The 17,580-nt window shown below is 29.1% G+C and carries 16 protein-coding genes; all 16 read right to left on the bottom strand.

Going from position 1 to position 17,580, the window contains the following annotated elements:
- Position 1 precedes the first annotated feature (1 nt).
- Positions 2-1,090, bottom strand: coding sequence for a 3-dehydroquinate synthase (gene aroB / locus ACWPW7_RS12810; protein WP_454053817.1), 1,089 nt, complete (start codon positions 1,088-1,090; stop codon positions 2-4).
- Positions 1,091-1,459: 369 nt separating this feature from the next.
- Positions 1,460-2,062, bottom strand: coding sequence for a DivIVA domain-containing protein (locus ACWPW7_RS12805; RefSeq protein WP_291562006.1), 603 nt, complete (start codon positions 2,060-2,062; stop codon positions 1,460-1,462).
- A gap of 15 nt (positions 2,063-2,077) precedes the next feature.
- The gene (locus ACWPW7_RS12800; protein WP_454053816.1) at positions 2,078-2,860 is read right to left on the bottom strand and encodes a YlmH family RNA-binding protein; all 783 of its coding nucleotides are present in this window, start codon (positions 2,858-2,860) and stop codon (positions 2,078-2,080) included.
- A gap of 1 nt (position 2,861) precedes the next feature.
- Positions 2,862-3,125: a YggT family protein gene (locus ACWPW7_RS12795; RefSeq protein WP_291562000.1), complete on the bottom strand. Its 264-nt coding sequence runs from the start codon at positions 3,123-3,125 to the stop codon at positions 2,862-2,864.
- 11 nt (positions 3,126-3,136) lie between these two features.
- On the bottom strand, positions 3,137-3,595 hold the full coding sequence (locus ACWPW7_RS12790; protein WP_291561998.1) for a cell division protein SepF: 459 nt from the start codon (positions 3,593-3,595) through the stop codon (positions 3,137-3,139).
- A 21-nt stretch (positions 3,596-3,616) separates the two neighbouring features.
- A complete protein-coding gene (locus ACWPW7_RS12785) occupies positions 3,617-4,276 on the bottom strand; it encodes a YggS family pyridoxal phosphate-dependent enzyme (protein ID WP_454053815.1) in 660 nt (219 codons plus the stop codon).
- A 106-nt stretch (positions 4,277-4,382) separates the two neighbouring features.
- Positions 4,383-5,099 carry a DUF881 domain-containing protein gene (locus ACWPW7_RS12780; RefSeq protein ID WP_312573560.1) on the bottom strand — a complete coding sequence of 239 codons (717 nt, stop codon included), beginning with the start codon at positions 5,097-5,099 and terminating at the stop codon, positions 4,383-4,385.
- 9 nt (positions 5,100-5,108) lie between these two features.
- Complete coding sequence (locus tag ACWPW7_RS12775) at positions 5,109-5,450, bottom strand: small basic family protein (protein WP_291561992.1); 342 nt, start codon at positions 5,448-5,450, stop codon at positions 5,109-5,111.
- Positions 5,451-5,460: 10 nt separating this feature from the next.
- On the bottom strand, positions 5,461-6,180 hold the full coding sequence (locus ACWPW7_RS12770; RefSeq protein WP_291561990.1) for a DUF881 domain-containing protein: 720 nt from the start codon (positions 6,178-6,180) through the stop codon (positions 5,461-5,463).
- A gap of 11 nt (positions 6,181-6,191) precedes the next feature.
- Positions 6,192-6,995, bottom strand: a complete 804-nt coding sequence (locus tag ACWPW7_RS12765) for a cell division protein FtsQ/DivIB (protein WP_454053814.1) — start codon at positions 6,993-6,995, stop codon at positions 6,192-6,194.
- 328 nt (positions 6,996-7,323) lie between these two features.
- A complete protein-coding gene (gene spoVE / locus ACWPW7_RS12760; protein ID WP_291561983.1) occupies positions 7,324-8,433 on the bottom strand; it encodes a stage V sporulation protein E in 1,110 nt (369 codons plus the stop codon).
- A gap of 181 nt (positions 8,434-8,614) precedes the next feature.
- Positions 8,615-9,568: a phospho-N-acetylmuramoyl-pentapeptide-transferase gene (gene mraY, locus ACWPW7_RS12755; protein ID WP_454053813.1), complete on the bottom strand. Its 954-nt coding sequence runs from the start codon at positions 9,566-9,568 to the stop codon at positions 8,615-8,617.
- Between the two features lies 1 nt (position 9,569).
- Positions 9,570-10,958, bottom strand: coding sequence for a UDP-N-acetylmuramoyl-tripeptide--D-alanyl-D-alanine ligase (locus tag ACWPW7_RS12750; RefSeq protein WP_454053812.1), 1,389 nt, complete (start codon positions 10,956-10,958; stop codon positions 9,570-9,572).
- Positions 10,959-12,407 carry a UDP-N-acetylmuramoyl-L-alanyl-D-glutamate--2,6-diaminopimelate ligase gene (locus tag ACWPW7_RS12745; RefSeq protein WP_454053811.1) on the bottom strand — a complete coding sequence of 483 codons (1,449 nt, stop codon included), beginning with the start codon at positions 12,405-12,407 and terminating at the stop codon, positions 10,959-10,961.
- 386 nt (positions 12,408-12,793) lie between these two features.
- Entirely contained in the window at positions 12,794-14,992 is a 2,199-nt protein-coding gene (locus ACWPW7_RS12740; RefSeq protein WP_454053810.1) for a stage V sporulation protein D, read from the bottom strand.
- A 367-nt stretch (positions 14,993-15,359) separates the two neighbouring features.
- Positions 15,360-17,558 (bottom strand): stage V sporulation protein D, encoded by a 2,199-nt coding sequence (locus ACWPW7_RS12735; protein WP_454053809.1) that lies wholly within the window; start codon positions 17,556-17,558, stop codon positions 15,360-15,362.
- Positions 17,559-17,580: the final 22 nt, after the last annotated feature.

The raw sequence follows: 17,580 nt of genomic DNA, 5'->3' as shown, positions 1-17,580 counted from the left end.
ATTAATAACTCCTTCCTATGCTTTCCTTTAGTGCTTCTATTATTTCCTCTTCACTAACATCTATCTTTATTTTACAAGCACCAACATCTTCTAGCAATGTAAATTTTATATTATTACCTTCCATTTTCTTATCATGCTTTATAGAATACAAAAACAAGTCCAAATTGTCAACTTTGTAAAAGGTTTCTATATTTATTTTTTTATAGAGATTTTCTATTTCTTTATAGATGTTTGTATTCAATTTTAATTTCATTTCAGATATTTTTATGGAAGTTAAACTACCTAAAGCCACTGCTATACCATGTGGAATTAAATAATTTGAATCTGACTCTATAGCATGACCTATAGTATGCCCAAAATTTAATATATTTCTATATCCTAAATCTTCATAATCCTTCTCAACTACCGAAGCCTTAATTTTTAAACATTCTTTAACTATATATAATAACTTATCATTTTCTAATTCCATTATAGCTTTAATATTTTCTTTTATATACTTTAATAGCTCTGGACTTTCTATGAGACCATATTTTATAACTTCACCAAGACCACTTATAAATTGCATTTTATTTAAAGTCTTTAAAAAGTTAACGGAAACAAACACAAATATAGGATCATAAAAACAACCTATAGCATTTTTTATTCCCTTTATATTATAAGCTACTTTGCCACCTATAGCACTGTCTACCTGTGATATTAATGTAGTAGGTACATTTATATATTTTATACCTCTCATAAATGTTGCAGCTACAAATCCAACTATATCTCCAACAATACCTCCACCAAAAGCAATTAATATGCTATTTCTATCTGCATTATTTTCTATCAAAAAATTATAAATTTCTTCTACGGTTTTATAAGTTTTATTTTCTTCTCCCTGATTAAAAACAAAAATTTTATAATTATAATTTCTCATTAGCAATTTTAGCTTTTTTTCATACAATGAATAAACTTTATCATCGGTTATTATATAAAATTTATCTGTACTCTTTAATTTATGCTCATTAAAAGCTAAAAATATTTTACTAATATCATTATCTATATAAACCTTATAATTTTTGTTTCTACTATTTATACAGATTTCTTTCATATACTTTCTCCTTTTAAAATACGACCAATTATTTTAATGTACAATTCGCAATGCACAATTGCGGCTGAAATTTTTTTAGTAAAAATAATTTCTTTAATGCATTTTTGTAGGTGCGAACAGTGTTCGCCAGTTTTTTATCTGTCTTATAATTTAATATTAATGTAATAATATGTGGCGAACACTGTTCGCCGCTACAGAATCAATTTTAATTTTCTCAGTTTTCACTGTGAAATATCCTCAATTGTGAATTGTGCATCATGAATTGTGAATTAAGAAAAATCGTCAATAGTCAATTCTTTAAAGATTGTATCTATATATTCATATTATACCAAACTTTAGTTAAAAAAATCTCACTGTAAAAGTGAGATTTTAATCATTATTAGCAAAAAAGCTCTTTATTTCTTCTAGTTCTGTAGCATCATAATTTAAATTTTCTTTATCTAAATCTGGTTCTTTTAAATTGTCTAAGCCCTTTTCTTCTACATTTTCTTCTATAATATTTGATATATTATAGTTCTTATCAAAATCCTTTTCCAAAGATTCAAACATTTCTAATTGGCTTACCATAAAATTTCTAAACTTAGTTCTAAATTTTAAAAACTCTTGCTTAGTTTTGTCAAACTCATCATTAATTTGAAGTACATCACTATGTGCTTTATCTAAAATCTTCTTTGCAGATTCATTAGCATTTCTAAGTATAAGTTCAGCTTCATTTTGTGCTGTTATCTTAGCTTGTTCAGCAGCATTTTGTGCCAATAATAGCGTACTTTGAATTGTTGCTTCTATTTTTGAATAATGATCTAATTTATCTTCAAAAACTGAAATTCTTTCTTTTAAAGTTGCATTTTCTTTATAAATTCCTTCATAATCCTCTGAAACTTTTTCTAGAAATTCATCAACTTCATCTAAATTATATCCTCTCATAGATCTTTTAAATTCTTTATTATTAATATCTATTGAAGTTAATCTCACGTAAATCACCCCTAATTAATTGTACTTTTTTATAGAAATTCTAAGTCTTTGGCTTTGTGTTTTATTTATAAAATCACAAATCTTAAATTTTCCATAACCTCTAATAGTCAATATATCTCCACTACAAAGTAATTTATCCTTTTTTGAAATTCCAATATGGTTTAGCAATATTTTGTTACCTTCTATAAGTTCTAAAGCCTTACTTCGAGATACATTACATAAGGAACTAATTATATTATCTAACCTTAAAGATGTAACTACTATAGTTCTTTCTTCAAATTTAATTTTAGGTGCATTTTTTAATGACTCATCTACTATTATAACTTCACAAGGACAAGTGTTAATATTAGTCAAGTTAAGTATAATAAAATCTGTAATTTCATTATATACAGGTACATAACAACATTCTTCCTCTAGAATTAAATCACCTAATAGTTCTCTTTTTATTCCTAGAGACATTATTGCACCTAAATAATCCTTATGTTGTAGATTTTTAAATTTGGATTTATTACATATCTTTAATAAATCTATAGGATAATAATGAGGTTCTTCATAACAGTCAAAGGCTAACATTGCTCTATCAAATTCTTCAAAAACCCCATTACAATAAACCTTAACTTGTAGATTATTCTCCATATTCTTAAGTTTTTTATAAATATCAGGGTATGTAAAAACTTTGCTGTATATTGTCCCATTAATTTTTTTTGCTAAAATAATTTGATCATAAAGCTTTGATATTGAATTATTCTCATATTCTAAAAAATTATTTATAAAAGCTTCTTTTGTTATAATATTCATATTATATTCTTACCAATACCGATAATATAATTCCCTGTATAACATATATTAAGAAATAAGCAATTATAGGAGAAAAATCAATAACAAAACCCTTTAGAAATAAATCATTTATTTTTTCTGCTGGCTCCATAATTGGAGCTGTAAATGTTCTTATAAATTGACCTACCTTACTATATCTCCCATTAGGTATCCAAGTTAATAATACTTCTATTAAAATTGTAGCTTTAATTACTTCAAAAAAGATATTTACTATTCTAATTATCATTTGTCCCACCATTATTTAGGCCAGCTAAAAAGTCCTTTACTTGATAGTTCACTTTTTAAATCATTAGTGACTTCAACATTTGAAGGACATAGTATAAATACACCTTTTTCTACCTGCTGAAGATCTCCTTCTAATGAATATACAGCTCCAATTAAAAAATCCAATATTCTCTGTCCAACCTTTTGTTCTATACCATTTATATTTACAAGAACTATTTTTCTATTTTTTAAGTTGTCCACTATAGCTGTTGCTTCATCATATTCTTGTGGTTTTATTATTACTACTTTAGCAGAAGTTGCTGTGTGGATATTTACAATTTTATTTTGTTTTTTAGTAGTTGAAGCAAAAGTTTCTATATCAATGGCATCTTCATTTTCTTCTTGCTCTTCAAATTCATCCATTTCTTCTTCATCAATATTGTCATCCATTCCTAAAATTGTTAAAACTTTGTTAAACATATTCTTTTCCATTTATGATTACCTCCTAAATTATTAGTTATACTGTCTTTTGCCAAAAATTCCTTCTCCAACTCTTATCATATTGCTACCTTCCTCAATAGCAATTTCATAGTCATGAGTCATTCCCATGGACAAAATTTCCATAGAGATATTTTTAAAGCTTCTGGTACTTAAGTCATCAAAGATTTTTTTCATTTCACTAAAATAATATCTACAGCTCTCTTCATTACCAATAGGTATAGTAGCCATTAAGCCTCTAACCTTAATTGAACTGTAACTTTCACAAATATTTATTAGCTCTTCTAACTCTTCTATTTTAATTCCAGTTTTTGAAGCTTCTCTTCCTATATTAATTTGAATAAGTACATTAGCAATTTCATTTTTTGCTGAAAATTGTTTTTCTATCTCCTCTGCTAACCTTACACTATCTAATGAATGTATGAGATGGACTTTACCTACCAAATATTTAACTTTGTTTCTTTGTAGATGTCCAATGAGATGCCATCTTATATCCTTAGGCAATTGTTCATACTTCATGTCTAACTCTTGCACCTTATTTTCACCAAAATCTCTAGCTCCAGCCGCATAAGCTTCAACTAGATCTTCAACAGGTTTAGTCTTAGATACAGAAATTAAGGTAATCTCTTTTGAAATTTTATTCATTATAGCTTCATAATTATGTCCAATTGACAATATTCTGACCTCCTTATGGTGATTCTTAAAACAAAAATTAATATTCTTTTATATATTCTTCATCAAATTGAAAAATTCCTGCAAAAAAATACATAAAATTGGTATATTATTTCTCTGTAACTTCATTTAAGTAATTACTTTTAATTGTGCTATTGTAGGACTGTATTTCTACATTGCTTAAAGTTTCAATTTCAACATAACATGTTCTTCTTTTTAATTTTTTAACATGATTTTCTTGAGTCTCTAAATAATTTTCCATCACATCTTTATTTCCAATAGCAGTTATATAAAAAGGTGCTACTACCTTTATTCCATTGATATTAACATTAGAGCCAAAACAAATTCCGAATGCATTGTAAGTCACCCTATAATCATTAACTGCTATAGCCTCAGCTCCTGCATTTCTAAGTTCATTTATCACTTTAACAAGATCTGCATCATGTATCAGCATATTCCTATCATATTTCCCTCCAAAGCCAACTTGTGGAGAGTCATTTAGTGTAATCCTTATGCCTTCACCTTGTAATGGCAAAGTTCCTAAAATCATTTTATTTTCATTTAATTCTTTATTTATCTCATTTAAAACTCCATAAGTATTTTGTGAGTTGTACTCATACTTTTTAATTTTTTTATTTAATTCATTTAATTCTCCTTGTAAATCGCTTATATCCCTTTGTAAATCTCCTCTTTCATTATAAGCAATTTCGTATTGCTTAACATCTAAAAAAGCATTAGACTTTCCAAGGTCAATATTCATAGAAATTAATAACCCTACAATAATTGAAGCAATAAACAAAAATATAGTAGCTTCGTTAGTTTGCATTTAATCACCTCAATTATGGAATTTTGCTCTATCCATAAGTAATCTTCTAATAACAGCAAAGTTGTTAAATATTCTTTCTCCAAATACTATAACTGCTGCCAAATATATAGGAATACCTAATTTATCTCCTAGATACACCATAAGTGCTGCTAACAGGGCATTACCGAAAAATCCTGATATAAATATATCTGGTCTAAAATCTTTGTTTAAAGAAGCTCTTACTGCACCAAATACTGAATCTATACAGGCAAATATTGCCACAGATATATATGGTGAAAATTTAATAGGGATATTTATATTCCACACAATTCCTAATATTATTCCAATTAATAGACCTATAAATGCTACCATCTAATCACCTCTATTTATTTTCAACTTGTTTTGCATAATCAAATTTTTGATTTACACTGGTTTTCTTTATCATAACTTCGTCTGAAGCTTCAAATGTTACATCACACAATTTTAAAAGTTTGTCTGATACTACCCCTGGAAAGTTTAAAGCTGCCTCTAACAATTTTTTATTACCTATGGCTTTGATTACAACTCTCTGCTTAGGGGATATCCTCTCATTGTTTATAATGATATTATCTCCACCATCTCTAATACCACTTCGTGATGTCAATCTTATATCATTTATTGAAATTGCCTCTGCATCTGCTGCATTTAATTCATTAACTATACCTAATAACTGTTCATCATATATAGGCCTAAAATTTATATCATTTGCAAATAGATTTTTTTTAGGAGTTATATATATAATTATACCTTGTCCCTTTACATCTACTGCTCCAGTTTGTAATCTAGTTTGTTGTAATTCTTGTAAAAGAAGTGTACTTTCTTCAGTTCTTCCTGCTGCTGCTTCTTCAAATTCTTTAGCTTTAGCATTGAGATCATCAATTTGCTTTTCAAGCTGTTCCTTTTGCTTTCTCAAATGTTCATTTTCAATTATAATTTCTGGATTAGCCTTTTCTTCATCTGTAGAAATTGTTTGTTTATTTATAGTTGAGATTTGAGTAGTTAACATATATCCTAAAAGAAGAAATATAAGTGCTATCGCAATTTGATATGAGAATTTTTTCAATTAAACCCCTCCTAATCCTGCTTATATATTACTGGGTTTCCATCAAAGCTAACATCAATATACCCTTTCATATTTTTAAGTTGTTTATCCTTTAATATACTAAAGGCTTTGGCTAATTTTTCTGGTATATCGTCATCAGTACCAATTTTAATATAAACGTTGTTATTACAATGAATTTTAATATCAAGAAAATTATTTAATTCAATCATGGTAATTTTTACGTTCTCATCTGTTGAATTATAATCATATATAATATCAGATAAGGTATTAATATCCTTTAATTTCTTCTTATTTTCCATAGGAATTTCACTACCTAAAGTTGGATTTGAAAGATTTATACCTTCCAATCTTACCAAATTAGGATTTTCTATGGTTTTCTTTTTATCCAATATTATCCCTTCATTGTCAATTATATAAAACTCTTCATTTAATTTGCTATAAAAAGCTGCTTTTCTCTCTTTAACTGTTACAATAATTTCATTAGGAAATTTTCTTTTAACATGAGAAGTAATTACATAGGGATTTTCCCTCACACTACTAATGGCTTTATTAGTTTTTAGTGTAAATATGTTTTCTCCAACTTTTATATTAGACCTTTCTATTATTTCCTCTTTAGTCAAATTTTCATTCCCTTTAACAGTTATTGAAGCTATGTTAAAATAGCTTAAATTTAAACATAAAGTAACCAAAACGCTTGTTAACACTATAAATAAAAAAATACCTCTTTTAATAAATTTAATTTTTCTTTTTTTATTTAATAATTTTTCTTTGTTTTTTAATATATAACTACCTTGTTGTTTTTTTAATTTAGACATATTATTTTCACCTATACTATACCCATTATATTTATATGAAAAATTACATTACTTACATAATAACATTAATTTCATTAAAATTCATTACAAAACCATTAATTTACTCTAGAAATTTTAGGAACTGAAAAATAAAATTGACATGATAACCATGTCAATTTTATTCTTATAACATATATAAAAGTAAATAACAAACTAAAGATGTTAATCTATTTTTATATCAAATAAGACGTCAAAACCCGCTCATAGTGGTTCTATGGCGGGTTATAATAACACAATATGATAGAAAACAAGCTATAAAATACTAGCTTGTTATTTTTTTTAGAATGTTTTAATTACCGCTATAAGCATTCTGTCTAGTTATGTTTAAAAGTATCCCCATTGCCATCATATTTATAACCAATGAAGAACCTCCAGAGCTTATAAAAGGAAGAGGCACCCCTGTTGTAGGCATAGAAACAGTAACAACTGCTACATTTATAAGTGCTTGAACTATTACTACTGCAGTTATACCTGTAGCTAATAAGCTACCATATACATCTTTCGCTTGTACTGCCGCCCTAAGCCCTCTCCATAAAAATATTATGAATAGAGTAATTATGAACATGCATCCAATAAATCCTAGTTCTTCGCCAATAACTGCAAATATAAAGTCATTGTGAGGCTCAGGAATGTAAAAGCATTTTTGTCTTGATTGACCTATACCCACCCCTGTAAGCCCTCCAGACCCCAGTGCTAAAAGTGATTGAATCAACTGATATCCTGCTCCTTGTGCATCTGCCCAAGGATCTAAAAAACCTGTTATTCTCATCATTCTATAAGGCTTTAGCCAAGTTGCTAATCCTACCAATCCTGCTAGTCCTCCTACTAGTCCTCCAATAAATCTTAGTTTAGTACCAGCAACAAATAACATTCCTACTGTCACTATCATTATAACTGTAGCTATACTTAAGTTTTGTTCTGCAATTACGAGGCCAGCATAAAATCCAGATACTAGCAAATATGGCAAAACTCCTTTAGTAAAACTTTTAATTTTTTCCCCTTTTCGTTCAACGCTCATTGCCGTAAATAACACCACTGTATACTTAGCAATTTCTGATGGTTGAAAAGATGCTGGCCCAAGTTTTATCCATCTCTGAGCACCATTAACTGGGGGAAATAGAAACACTAGTAACAATACAATTACCGTTAAAATCATAAGTTTTCCTGTATGTTTTTTATATTTGTGATAATCTATGTTCAGGGTTATTATCATGCCAAAAGTCCCCAAGCCTGCCCATGCAAGCTGTCTCCATAAAAAAAACTCCGCATTATTATGTTTAAAAGATGCAAAATATGAACTCGCACTATAAACCATAACCACCCCAATTGATACTAACATTAAAATAGTAGCAAATAACACAAAATCAATTTCTCCTAGCTTTGTCTTGGATTTTTTCATATCTCATCCCCCTATATTATTTTAGGCATCTGAAACAAAATTATCAGTAAAAGATTTTGAACATATCTTGTGCCAGACCAAAATCATATTCTATAGATAATATATTAGTATCTATAAATTATACTGATTCACTATGACACAAAGTACACCTGAATATTTATTAGCTGCTTTTTAAGATACCTTAAGGTGTAATTGATAAGAATCCTATCAAACATAATACTACAGTAATTATAGAAAATACTGCTACAATTTTACTTTCATGCCATCCACTAAGTTCAAAATGGTGATGAAGTGGACTCATTTTAAACACTCTTTTACCAGTGAGTTTAAAAGATATAACCTGAATAATAACAGATAGGGTTTCAATTACATATATTCCTCCAACAATTAACACTAAGAGCTCAAGCTTTAGTATCATTGCTACAGCCCCAATAGCTCCACCTAGAGCTAAAGATCCTGTATCCCCCATAAATATCTGTGCAGGATAAGAATTATATCGTAAAAATCCTAATAATGCTCCTGCTACCACTCCACAAAATATAGATAAATTATAATATCCCATTCCAAAACTTACAAGTGCAAAAAAAGTCATTACTAATAATGTTATTGAACTAGCTAATCCATCTAATCCATCAGTTAAATTAACCGCGTTAGTGGTCGCTGCAAAGTAAAAAACAATGAAAGGTATAAACATTGGTCCTAAGTTAAAGGTTATATTGAAAAACGGTATTATCACATCAGTTCCAATTCTTGTAGAAGCATAGTATCCAAGAAAAATTGAAAGAATAACTAATAGTATCATCTTTTGCCATGATTTTAAACCTTCATTATGCTTATGAATTATTTTTAAAGAATCATCTAGCATTCCTATAATTCCAAATCCAACTAATGAAACTAAGGCAATTATTGCCTCATCAGCTACAGTTCTTAGAACTACAAATAAAGTAATAGCTGAAGCAATAATGAATATTAATCCACCCATGGTAGGAGTACCTGCTTTCTTTAGATGGCTTTTAGGTCCTTCATCTCTTATATTCTGTCCAAATTTAAATTTAGTTAAGAGTGGAATCAATAATGGTGATAAAAGTAAAGATATAAGAAATGCCACTAATACAGAATAAACAACTTTACTCATTTTATATCCCCTCCTTAACATCTAAGTTTTCTATTTCACTTACAATACTTTCAAACTCCATTGATCTAGAGGCTTTTATTAAAATTACATCATTAAGTTTTATTTCAGAATTCAAGTATTTTACTACTTCTTCTTTATTTTCAAATAATATACAGTTTTTATCTTGAAAACCATCTTTAAAAGCTTTCTTAAAATCGCCTATTGCTATTAGTAAATCAATACCCTTAAGTTTGGCATACTGTGCTACTTCCTTATGAGCATTATAGGATTCATCTCCTAGTTCCTTCATAGTGCCCAATACTGCTATTTTTCTACCACCTTTAAAATCCTTTAATACCTCTAAAGCTGCTTTCATTGAATCAGGACTTGCATTATAAGCATCATTTATAACTGTAAACTTATTGCAATTTAATATATCAAGTCTCATAGAAGTAACTTCTAAGTTATTAAAACCTTTATTTATATCCTTATAATCCATATTTAATTCTCTAGCTGTAGCTATTGCTAATAATGAATTAAGTACATTATGTTTTCCTAAAACAGGTACAACAAAAGTCTCATCAATTAACACATTATTTTCTCTTATATTAAATTTTATATTGCTATCACCTATAATTATTCCACTTGCCATAAAATTATAATCATTTTCTATACCAATTTTTATAATTTTATATTTATCTGAAGATATTTCACTTAGTAGAGCATTATCTCCATTAAGTATTAAAACATTTTCCTTCTGAAAAAAGTCTGTAATTTCCATTTTCGCTTTTAATATATTTTCTTGTGTCTTTAAATTTTCTATATGAGACAATCCAATATTAGTTATAATTGCCATATCTGGATTTGAAACTCTAGATAGTCTATGTATTTCCCTTAAGTTACTCATACCAAGCTCTAGTACTGCTATATCATAAGAGTTATCTAAATTAAATATCATAAGCGGTAGTCCCACTTCGTTGTTAAAATTACCTTTAGTTTTAAAAACCTTATATTTTTCACTTAAAACTGCTGCTACTAAATCTTTAGTAGATGTTTTTCCTGTGGAACCTGTGATTCCTATTATTTTAATATCTAATTTATCTCTATAATATTTTGCTAAATCTAATAGTGCCATTCTAGTATCTTCAACCAATATTACTGAAGTATACTCACAAAGGTCTTCTTTACTAAAATCTTCATTATGAACTATGCATAATGAAGCTCCTTTATATGAAGAATTTACCACATATTCATGCCCATCAAAATTTTCTCCTTTAAGGGCAAAAAAAATGTCATTTTTCTTTACCTTTCTACTATCTATGACAACATTATTAAATCTATCTATGGTACCTTTTACAATAAGCTTACCTTTTAAGGCGTCTGTAATCTCCTTTATATCTAAATATTCCATCTAAGCATACAACTCCTTTATGATTTCACTTATAATTTCTCTCTCATCAAAGTGAATTCTTTTATCTTTAAGTACTTGATAGTCTTCATGCCCTTTGCCGGCTATGACTATAACATCTTTATCTCTAGCAATTTTCATAGCATACTTTATTGCTTCTCTTCTATTTTCTATAATTATATAGTTTTCTTTTTTTAATCCAACTTTTATATCCTCAATTATTTCCATAGGATTTTCTGTTCTTGGGTTATCAGAAGTAATTACTGCTATATCACTTAAATTACTTCCTATGCTGCCCATTATAGCTCTTTTACTTTTATCTCTATCTCCACCACAACCAAAAACAGATATCAATCTGCCAAAAGTAAACTCTCTAGCGGAGTTTAATATGTTTTCAAGGCCATCTGGAGTGTGGGCATAATCAACAATTACATCATATCCTAAATTATGATTTATAGTAACTATCTCACATCGTCCTGGAACAGTTACCTTTTCAAGAGCCTGCTTTATATCTTGGATAGATACACCTTCATGTATTGTAGCTGCAATACATCCTAGCGCATTATAAACATTATATTTACCTGGAATACTAAGTTTAATATTTTCTTCATCTCCGTTATAAACTAAAGTGAACTCTATTCCCCTTGAATGAAGTTTTAAATTCTTAGCCCATAACATAGCCTTCTTTTTTAATCCATAGGTTATTACATCACCATCAATTGAATCTATAATTTTTTCCCCATAGCTATCATCCATATTAATTATAGACATATTACTATTCAAAAATAATTTCAATTTAGCATTAAAATAGTTTTCAAAAGTTTTATGAAAATCCAAGTGATCTTGAGTTAAATTTGTAAATATGCTATCTGAAAATTCCACTCCATAAACTCTATCCAGTTCTAATGAATGAGAGGAAACTTCCATTACACAATATTCAACATTTTCTTTAACCATTTCATTGAATAATTGATGTAATTCTAAAGATTCAGGAGTAGTTCTTTCAGTATAAAGCTTTTTATCTCCTATATAATTTGCAATAGTACCTATAAGACCAACCTTGTGACCACATTGTTCTAATATAGACTTAATCATAAATGTAGAAGTTGTTTTTCCATTGGTTCCCGTTATCCCAATAAGCTTAAGTTTCTTACTTGGGTTATCATAAAAATTTGATGAAGCTAGTGCTAAAGCCTTCCTACTGTCTTCAACTTTAATTAATGTGATATTTTCATAATTTAGTACTTCTTTTTGCACTATTATTGCAGCTGCACCTTTATCTATAGCACTTTTTATATATTTATGACCATCTAAAGTAAGTCCTTCTATACAAAAAAATACATCTCCTTTATTAATTTTCCTAGAATCGTATTGTATATTATTTATTTCTATATCTAAGCTTCCATTTAATAATTCAAACTTAAAATTCTTTAAAAGCTTATTTAAATTCATAATATCACTCCTTTAAGCTTTTCTCTAAACATGGAAAGTTAATAACAGATTAATTAAAAGTATAAATACTTTTAATTAATCAACATATATATTTATACACTATATTCAAAGACTTATCAATAAATTGCATATAGTCAAAATTTAATTTATATAATATTTCAGTTTTCATAGCAAAAATTCTTATAAGCTAATTAAAAACACCTTAAACAATGCACAATTAAGGGTGAAATTATTTTTAGCAAAATAATTTCTTCAATAGATTTCTAACTAGCAATTGCTAGTTAGTGTGTGGCGAACACTGTTCGCCGCTACAACCAATCAATTCTAAATTTCTCAGCTTCTGCTGAGAAATATCCACAATTGTGAAATGTGAATTGTGAATTGAATTAACCTCCAGATACCTTTAAGGTCACATTAACTACTGTTCCCTTTTTCACATGTTGTCTTGGAGCAATACTTTGTTTTGATACTGTACCTTCGCCGTCAAATTCTATACGGAGCCCTAAACTATCTAAAAGTTCACTAGCTTTATCCTTACTATATCCGCTTAAATCTGGTACTGCTACTGTAGTATCAGTTTCCATTTCTTTGCCTGTATACACCGTAATTTCTGTTCCTTCTTTAACCATATATCCAGGTTTAGGATTAATATCAATTATATAGTCACCATTTCCTTCTATTTTAACATTTAAATTATTATCCTTTAAAGTTTTAACCCCATCATTTTTTTTAGCTCCTCTCACTTCAGGTGTAGCTATGTTTTTTAATAAGCTATCCTTATCTTTCTCTGAAGTAACATCTGGTTTTAGTGCTAAATAATTAAATATGTCGTAGAATAAACTTTTTCCTACCGGTGCTGCTATTTGACCACCATAATATTGGGATGAATCAGGCTCATCTATTGTTATAAGTATAGTAATCTTAGGATCATTAGCTGGCGCCATACCTACAAATGAACCAATATACTTACCTTTTTCATATCCACCATTTTTAAGATCAGGCTTTTCAGCTGTACCTGTCTTTCCTGCTATGTGATAACCAGGTATGTATGCATTTGATGAAGCACCACTTTCTACAACTGCTTCTAAATGATTTCTCATTTCCGCCAAAGTCTCTGGTTTAAAATTTCCTTCTGTAACCTTTGGTATGAATTCTTGGTCTACTACTCTTTTATTCTCCTCATCATAATGAACAATTTCTTTCATTAAATGAGGAGTAATTAATTTTCCACCATTGGCAACAGCATTAAAAGCCATCATATATTGAACTACTGATACTGTATCACTTTGTCCAAAAGAAATAGTTGCTAAATCAGAATCACCCATTAACTCTGTAGGTTTAATTATTCCTTCTGTTTCTCCTGGTAAATCAATTCCAGTTTTTTTGCCAAAACCGTATTTTTCAATATATTTGTTTAAAGTTTCTTTACCCATTCTATCTGCTAAAGTCATAAAGCCAACATTACAAGAATTTTTTAAAATGTCTTGAAAACTTTGATTTCCATGTCCGTCCGTGTTCCAGCAGTGTATAGTACGCCCACCTACTGTAGAAGAACCATTACAATAGAAGTTATCATTTTCTTTAACGTGTCCAGTTTCTATTGCTGCTGTAGCTGTTACTACTTTAAAAATTGACCCTGGTTCAAAAGCATCACTTACAGACCTATTTCTCCATAATGCTTCAGTTTCACTATCACTAAGATTTTCTGGCCAAGGATCATTCAAATTATAATCTGGTTTATTTGCTGTAGCTAATATCTCTCCATTATTAGGATTCATAACCGTTATAGAGACTGCCTTAGCATTATTATCAGCTAACGCTTTCTCTGCAGCTTTATCAGCAAAAAATTGAATATTTTGATCAATAGTTAAAACTACATCTCTTCCATCTACTGGTTTGCTATAATCAGAGACATTATAAGGCAAATCTTCACTTCTTCTGTCCGCTTCAGAAACTTTTATCCCTGGTATACCAGATAAATACTTATTATAGTATAATTCTATTCCCGTTAATCCCTCACCATCGGAGTTTGTGTGTCCAATAGCATGAGATGCTAGATTATCATTGGGATAATATCTCTTAGTATCTGTTGAAATAACTAAGCCTATTATATCTTTTTCTTTTGAATAAGCTTTAATCTTATCAGCTACTTCTTTTTCAATTCTTCTTTTTAAAATAGCTGCATTTTTTTCCTTACCATTTGGTAATGGTTCAGTTAAAATTTCAAGCACAGTATCACTATCCATATTCAATATTTGTGCTAAATCTGGAGCTATTTGTTTCATAGTTAATTTTTTCTTTTCTAAAGATTCTCTTAATGCCTTTAAATCTAAGTCAACTCTATATACATTAGCACTTACAGCTAATTCATTTTCATCTCTATCTAAAATTTTTCCACGCTTTGCGTCTATTCTAGAGTCATTTGTCCATTGTTGCACACCCTTACTTTTATATTCATCTCCTTTAATAAACATTATTGTAAATAATCTATAAGAAATGTAGATAAATATTAAAAGTGTAAATAATAATGCATATTTTATTCTTTTCTTATTCATTGTTTTATTTTTTGTTTTTGCTTTTGTCACTATTATTCCTCCAAAAATTCTAATATTAAAACCTTTCAGCTTTATTAAGAAAATTTCTTTAGACTTTTTATTTTAAATCACTAAAATTCTATGTGCACATCCTCTTTCTGTTTAAATATGGCAAATCGGTAGCATAATAAATTATATGCTACCGTTATACAATTGAGAATTGACTATTGACAATGGACAATTATGGATACTTCTCTCAAGAGAAGTTTTAAATTTATTTCCTTTAAAAGTGACCAAGTCACTTTTATTAAAAATCTATTAAAGAAATTATTTTTATTTAAAATAATTTCTACCTTAATTGTCAATTGTCCATCGTCAATTCTCCATTAATTAAAATTGTGAATTGAAATACGATAAATTAATCCGCAATTATTTGTAAATGAACTGTAATTACTGTTCCTTTGTTAACATGTTGTCCCGGCGCAATACTTTGTTCAGATACTACACCTTCACCTTGAGTCTCTATTTTAAGACCTAAGCTATCTAAAAGCTCAGTGGCTTTTTCTACACTATATCCATTCAAATCTGGTACTGCTACTGTGTTATCTGAGTCTAATTGATCACTGGTATATACTATAATCTCAGAGCCTTCTTTAACCATATATCCTGGCTTAGGACTAATATCTGATATATACTCGCCATCGCCTTCTATTCTAGCATTTAAATTATTATCTTTTAATATTTTAATACCGTCATTTTTCTTAGAACCTCTTATTTCTGGTAATGCTATACTTTTTAATAAACTGTCCTTAACTTCCTCTGAAGTAGCATCTGGTTTTAATCCTAAATAATTAAATATATCATAAAATAGACCTTTTCCTGCTGGTGCTGCAATTTGACCAGCATAGTATAATGATGGATTAGGTTCATCTATTGATATAAATACGGTAACTTTTGGTTCATTAGCTGGTGCCATTGCCGCAAATGAAGAAATGTATTTTCCGGCTCCATAACCACCTCTTTGTGGATCAACTTTTTGTGCTGTACCAGTTTTGCCCCCTATATGATATCCTGCTATATGAGCCTTTGAAGAACCTCCACTTTCTACAACCACTTCAAGATGACGTCTCATATCTGCCATAGTCTCTGGCTTAAAATTTCCTTCATTCACTTTTGGTTTAAACTCTTGATCCACTATCCTTTTATTATTTTCATCATAATGAATAACTTCTTTCATTAAATGAGGGGTAATTAACTTTCCACCATTAGCAATAGCATTAAAAGCAGTCATAAATTGAATTGCAGACACTGTGTTACTTTGGCCGAAGGAAATAGTTGCTAAATCCACATTTGTTATAGATTCTGTAGGCTTAATTATGCCTTTTGCTTCACCTGGTAAATCAATACCAGTTTTTTGTCCAAAACCATACTTTGTTATATATTTGTTTAAATTATCTCTTCCTAATCTTTCACCTAGAGCCATAAATCCAACGTTACAAGAGTTTTTAATTATCTCTTGAAAAGTTTGACTCCCATGTCCTGCTGTTTTCCAACATCTTATAGTTCTACCACCAATTCTAGAAGAACCACCACATTGAAATGTATCACTTTCTTTTGCAACACCAGTTTCTAATGCTGCCGTTGCTGTTACTACTTTGAAAATAGAACCAGGTTCAAAGGTGTCACTTACAGCTCTATTTCTCCAAGATTTTTGAATAGCATTTTCATCAAGATTCTCAGGCCAAGGTTTGTTAAGATTATAATCTGGCTTATTTGCCATAGCTAGTACCTCTCCAGTATTAGGATCCATAACCAATACTGATACAGCACTAGCATCATTATCACTTAGTGCTTGCTCTGCAGCTTTTTCAGCAAAAAATTGAATCTTTTCATCAATAGTTAAAACTACATCTCTTCCATCTATTGGTTTACTGTAATCTGAAATAGTATAAGGTAAGCCTTCGCTTTTTTTATCAGTTTCAGAAATCTTTATTCCTGGCATACCAGATAAGTATTTATTGTAATATAACTCTATACCTGTTAATCCATCTCCATCAGAATTAGTATGTCCAATAACATGAGATGCAAAATTCTCATTTGGATAATACCTCTTAGTATCTGGCGAAACAACTACACCTCTTAGTTCTTTACTCTTAGAATAAGACTTAATTTCATCAGCTACATCTTTTTCTACTCTTCTTTTTAAAATAGCTGCTCCTCTAAGCTTACCATTTGGTAGTGGTCTTGTTAAAATATCTAACACCTTATCATTATCCATGCTTAGTATGTTTGCTAAGTCTGGAGCTATTTGTTCCATAGTTAGTTTTTTATCTTTTAAAGAATCCCTTAAAGTATTTAAATCCAAGTCAACTCTATATACATTTGCACTTATAGCTAACTCATTTTCATCTCTATCTAAAATTCTTCCACGCTTTGCATTAATTTTAACATCACTTGTCCATTGTTGAATGCCTTTACTTTTATATTTATCCCCTTCAATAAACATTATTGTAATTAATCTATAAGTGAGGTAAATAAATATTAAAAGCGCCAATAATAAGGCATATTTTAATCTCTTTCTAATTATTACCTTATCTCTCAATTCCCCTTTCGCCACTATTACTCCCCCAAAAAACCTT

This window comes from Clostridium sp. Marseille-Q7071 (assembly GCF_965112025.1).
Note: the sequence above shows the minus strand (reverse complement) of the source record. Positions and strands in the feature narration are given on the sequence as shown.

Bases quoted from the DNA above. Each gene is read 5' to 3' on its own strand.
- aroB (WP_454053817.1), bottom strand. From the start codon at position 1,090: ATGAAAGAAATCTGTATAAATAGTAGAAACAAAAATTATAAGGTTTAT.
- ACWPW7_RS12800 (WP_454053816.1), bottom strand. From the start codon at position 2,860: ATGAATATTATAACAAAAGAAGCTTTTATAAATAATTTTTTAGAATAT.
- ACWPW7_RS12795 (WP_291562000.1), bottom strand. From the start codon at position 3,125: ATGATAATTAGAATAGTAAATATCTTTTTTGAAGTAATTAAAGCTACA.
- ACWPW7_RS12790 (WP_291561998.1), bottom strand. From the start codon at position 3,595: ATGGAAAAGAATATGTTTAACAAAGTTTTAACAATTTTAGGAATGGAT.
- ACWPW7_RS12780 (WP_312573560.1), bottom strand. From the start codon at position 5,099: ATGCAAACTAACGAAGCTACTATATTTTTGTTTATTGCTTCAATTATT.
- ACWPW7_RS12775 (WP_291561992.1), bottom strand. From the start codon at position 5,450: ATGGTAGCATTTATAGGTCTATTAATTGGAATAATATTAGGAATTGTG.
- ACWPW7_RS12765 (WP_454053814.1), bottom strand. From the start codon at position 6,995: ATGTCTAAATTAAAAAAACAACAAGGTAGTTATATATTAAAAAACAAA.
- spoVE (WP_291561983.1), bottom strand. From the start codon at position 8,433: ATGAAAAAATCCAAGACAAAGCTAGGAGAAATTGATTTTGTGTTATTT.
- mraY (WP_454053813.1), bottom strand. From the start codon at position 9,568: ATGAGTAAAGTTGTTTATTCTGTATTAGTGGCATTTCTTATATCTTTA.
- ACWPW7_RS12750 (WP_454053812.1), bottom strand. From the start codon at position 10,958: ATGGAATATTTAGATATAAAGGAGATTACAGACGCCTTAAAAGGTAAG.
- ACWPW7_RS12745 (WP_454053811.1), bottom strand. From the start codon at position 12,407: ATGAATTTAAATAAGCTTTTAAAGAATTTTAAGTTTGAATTATTAAAT.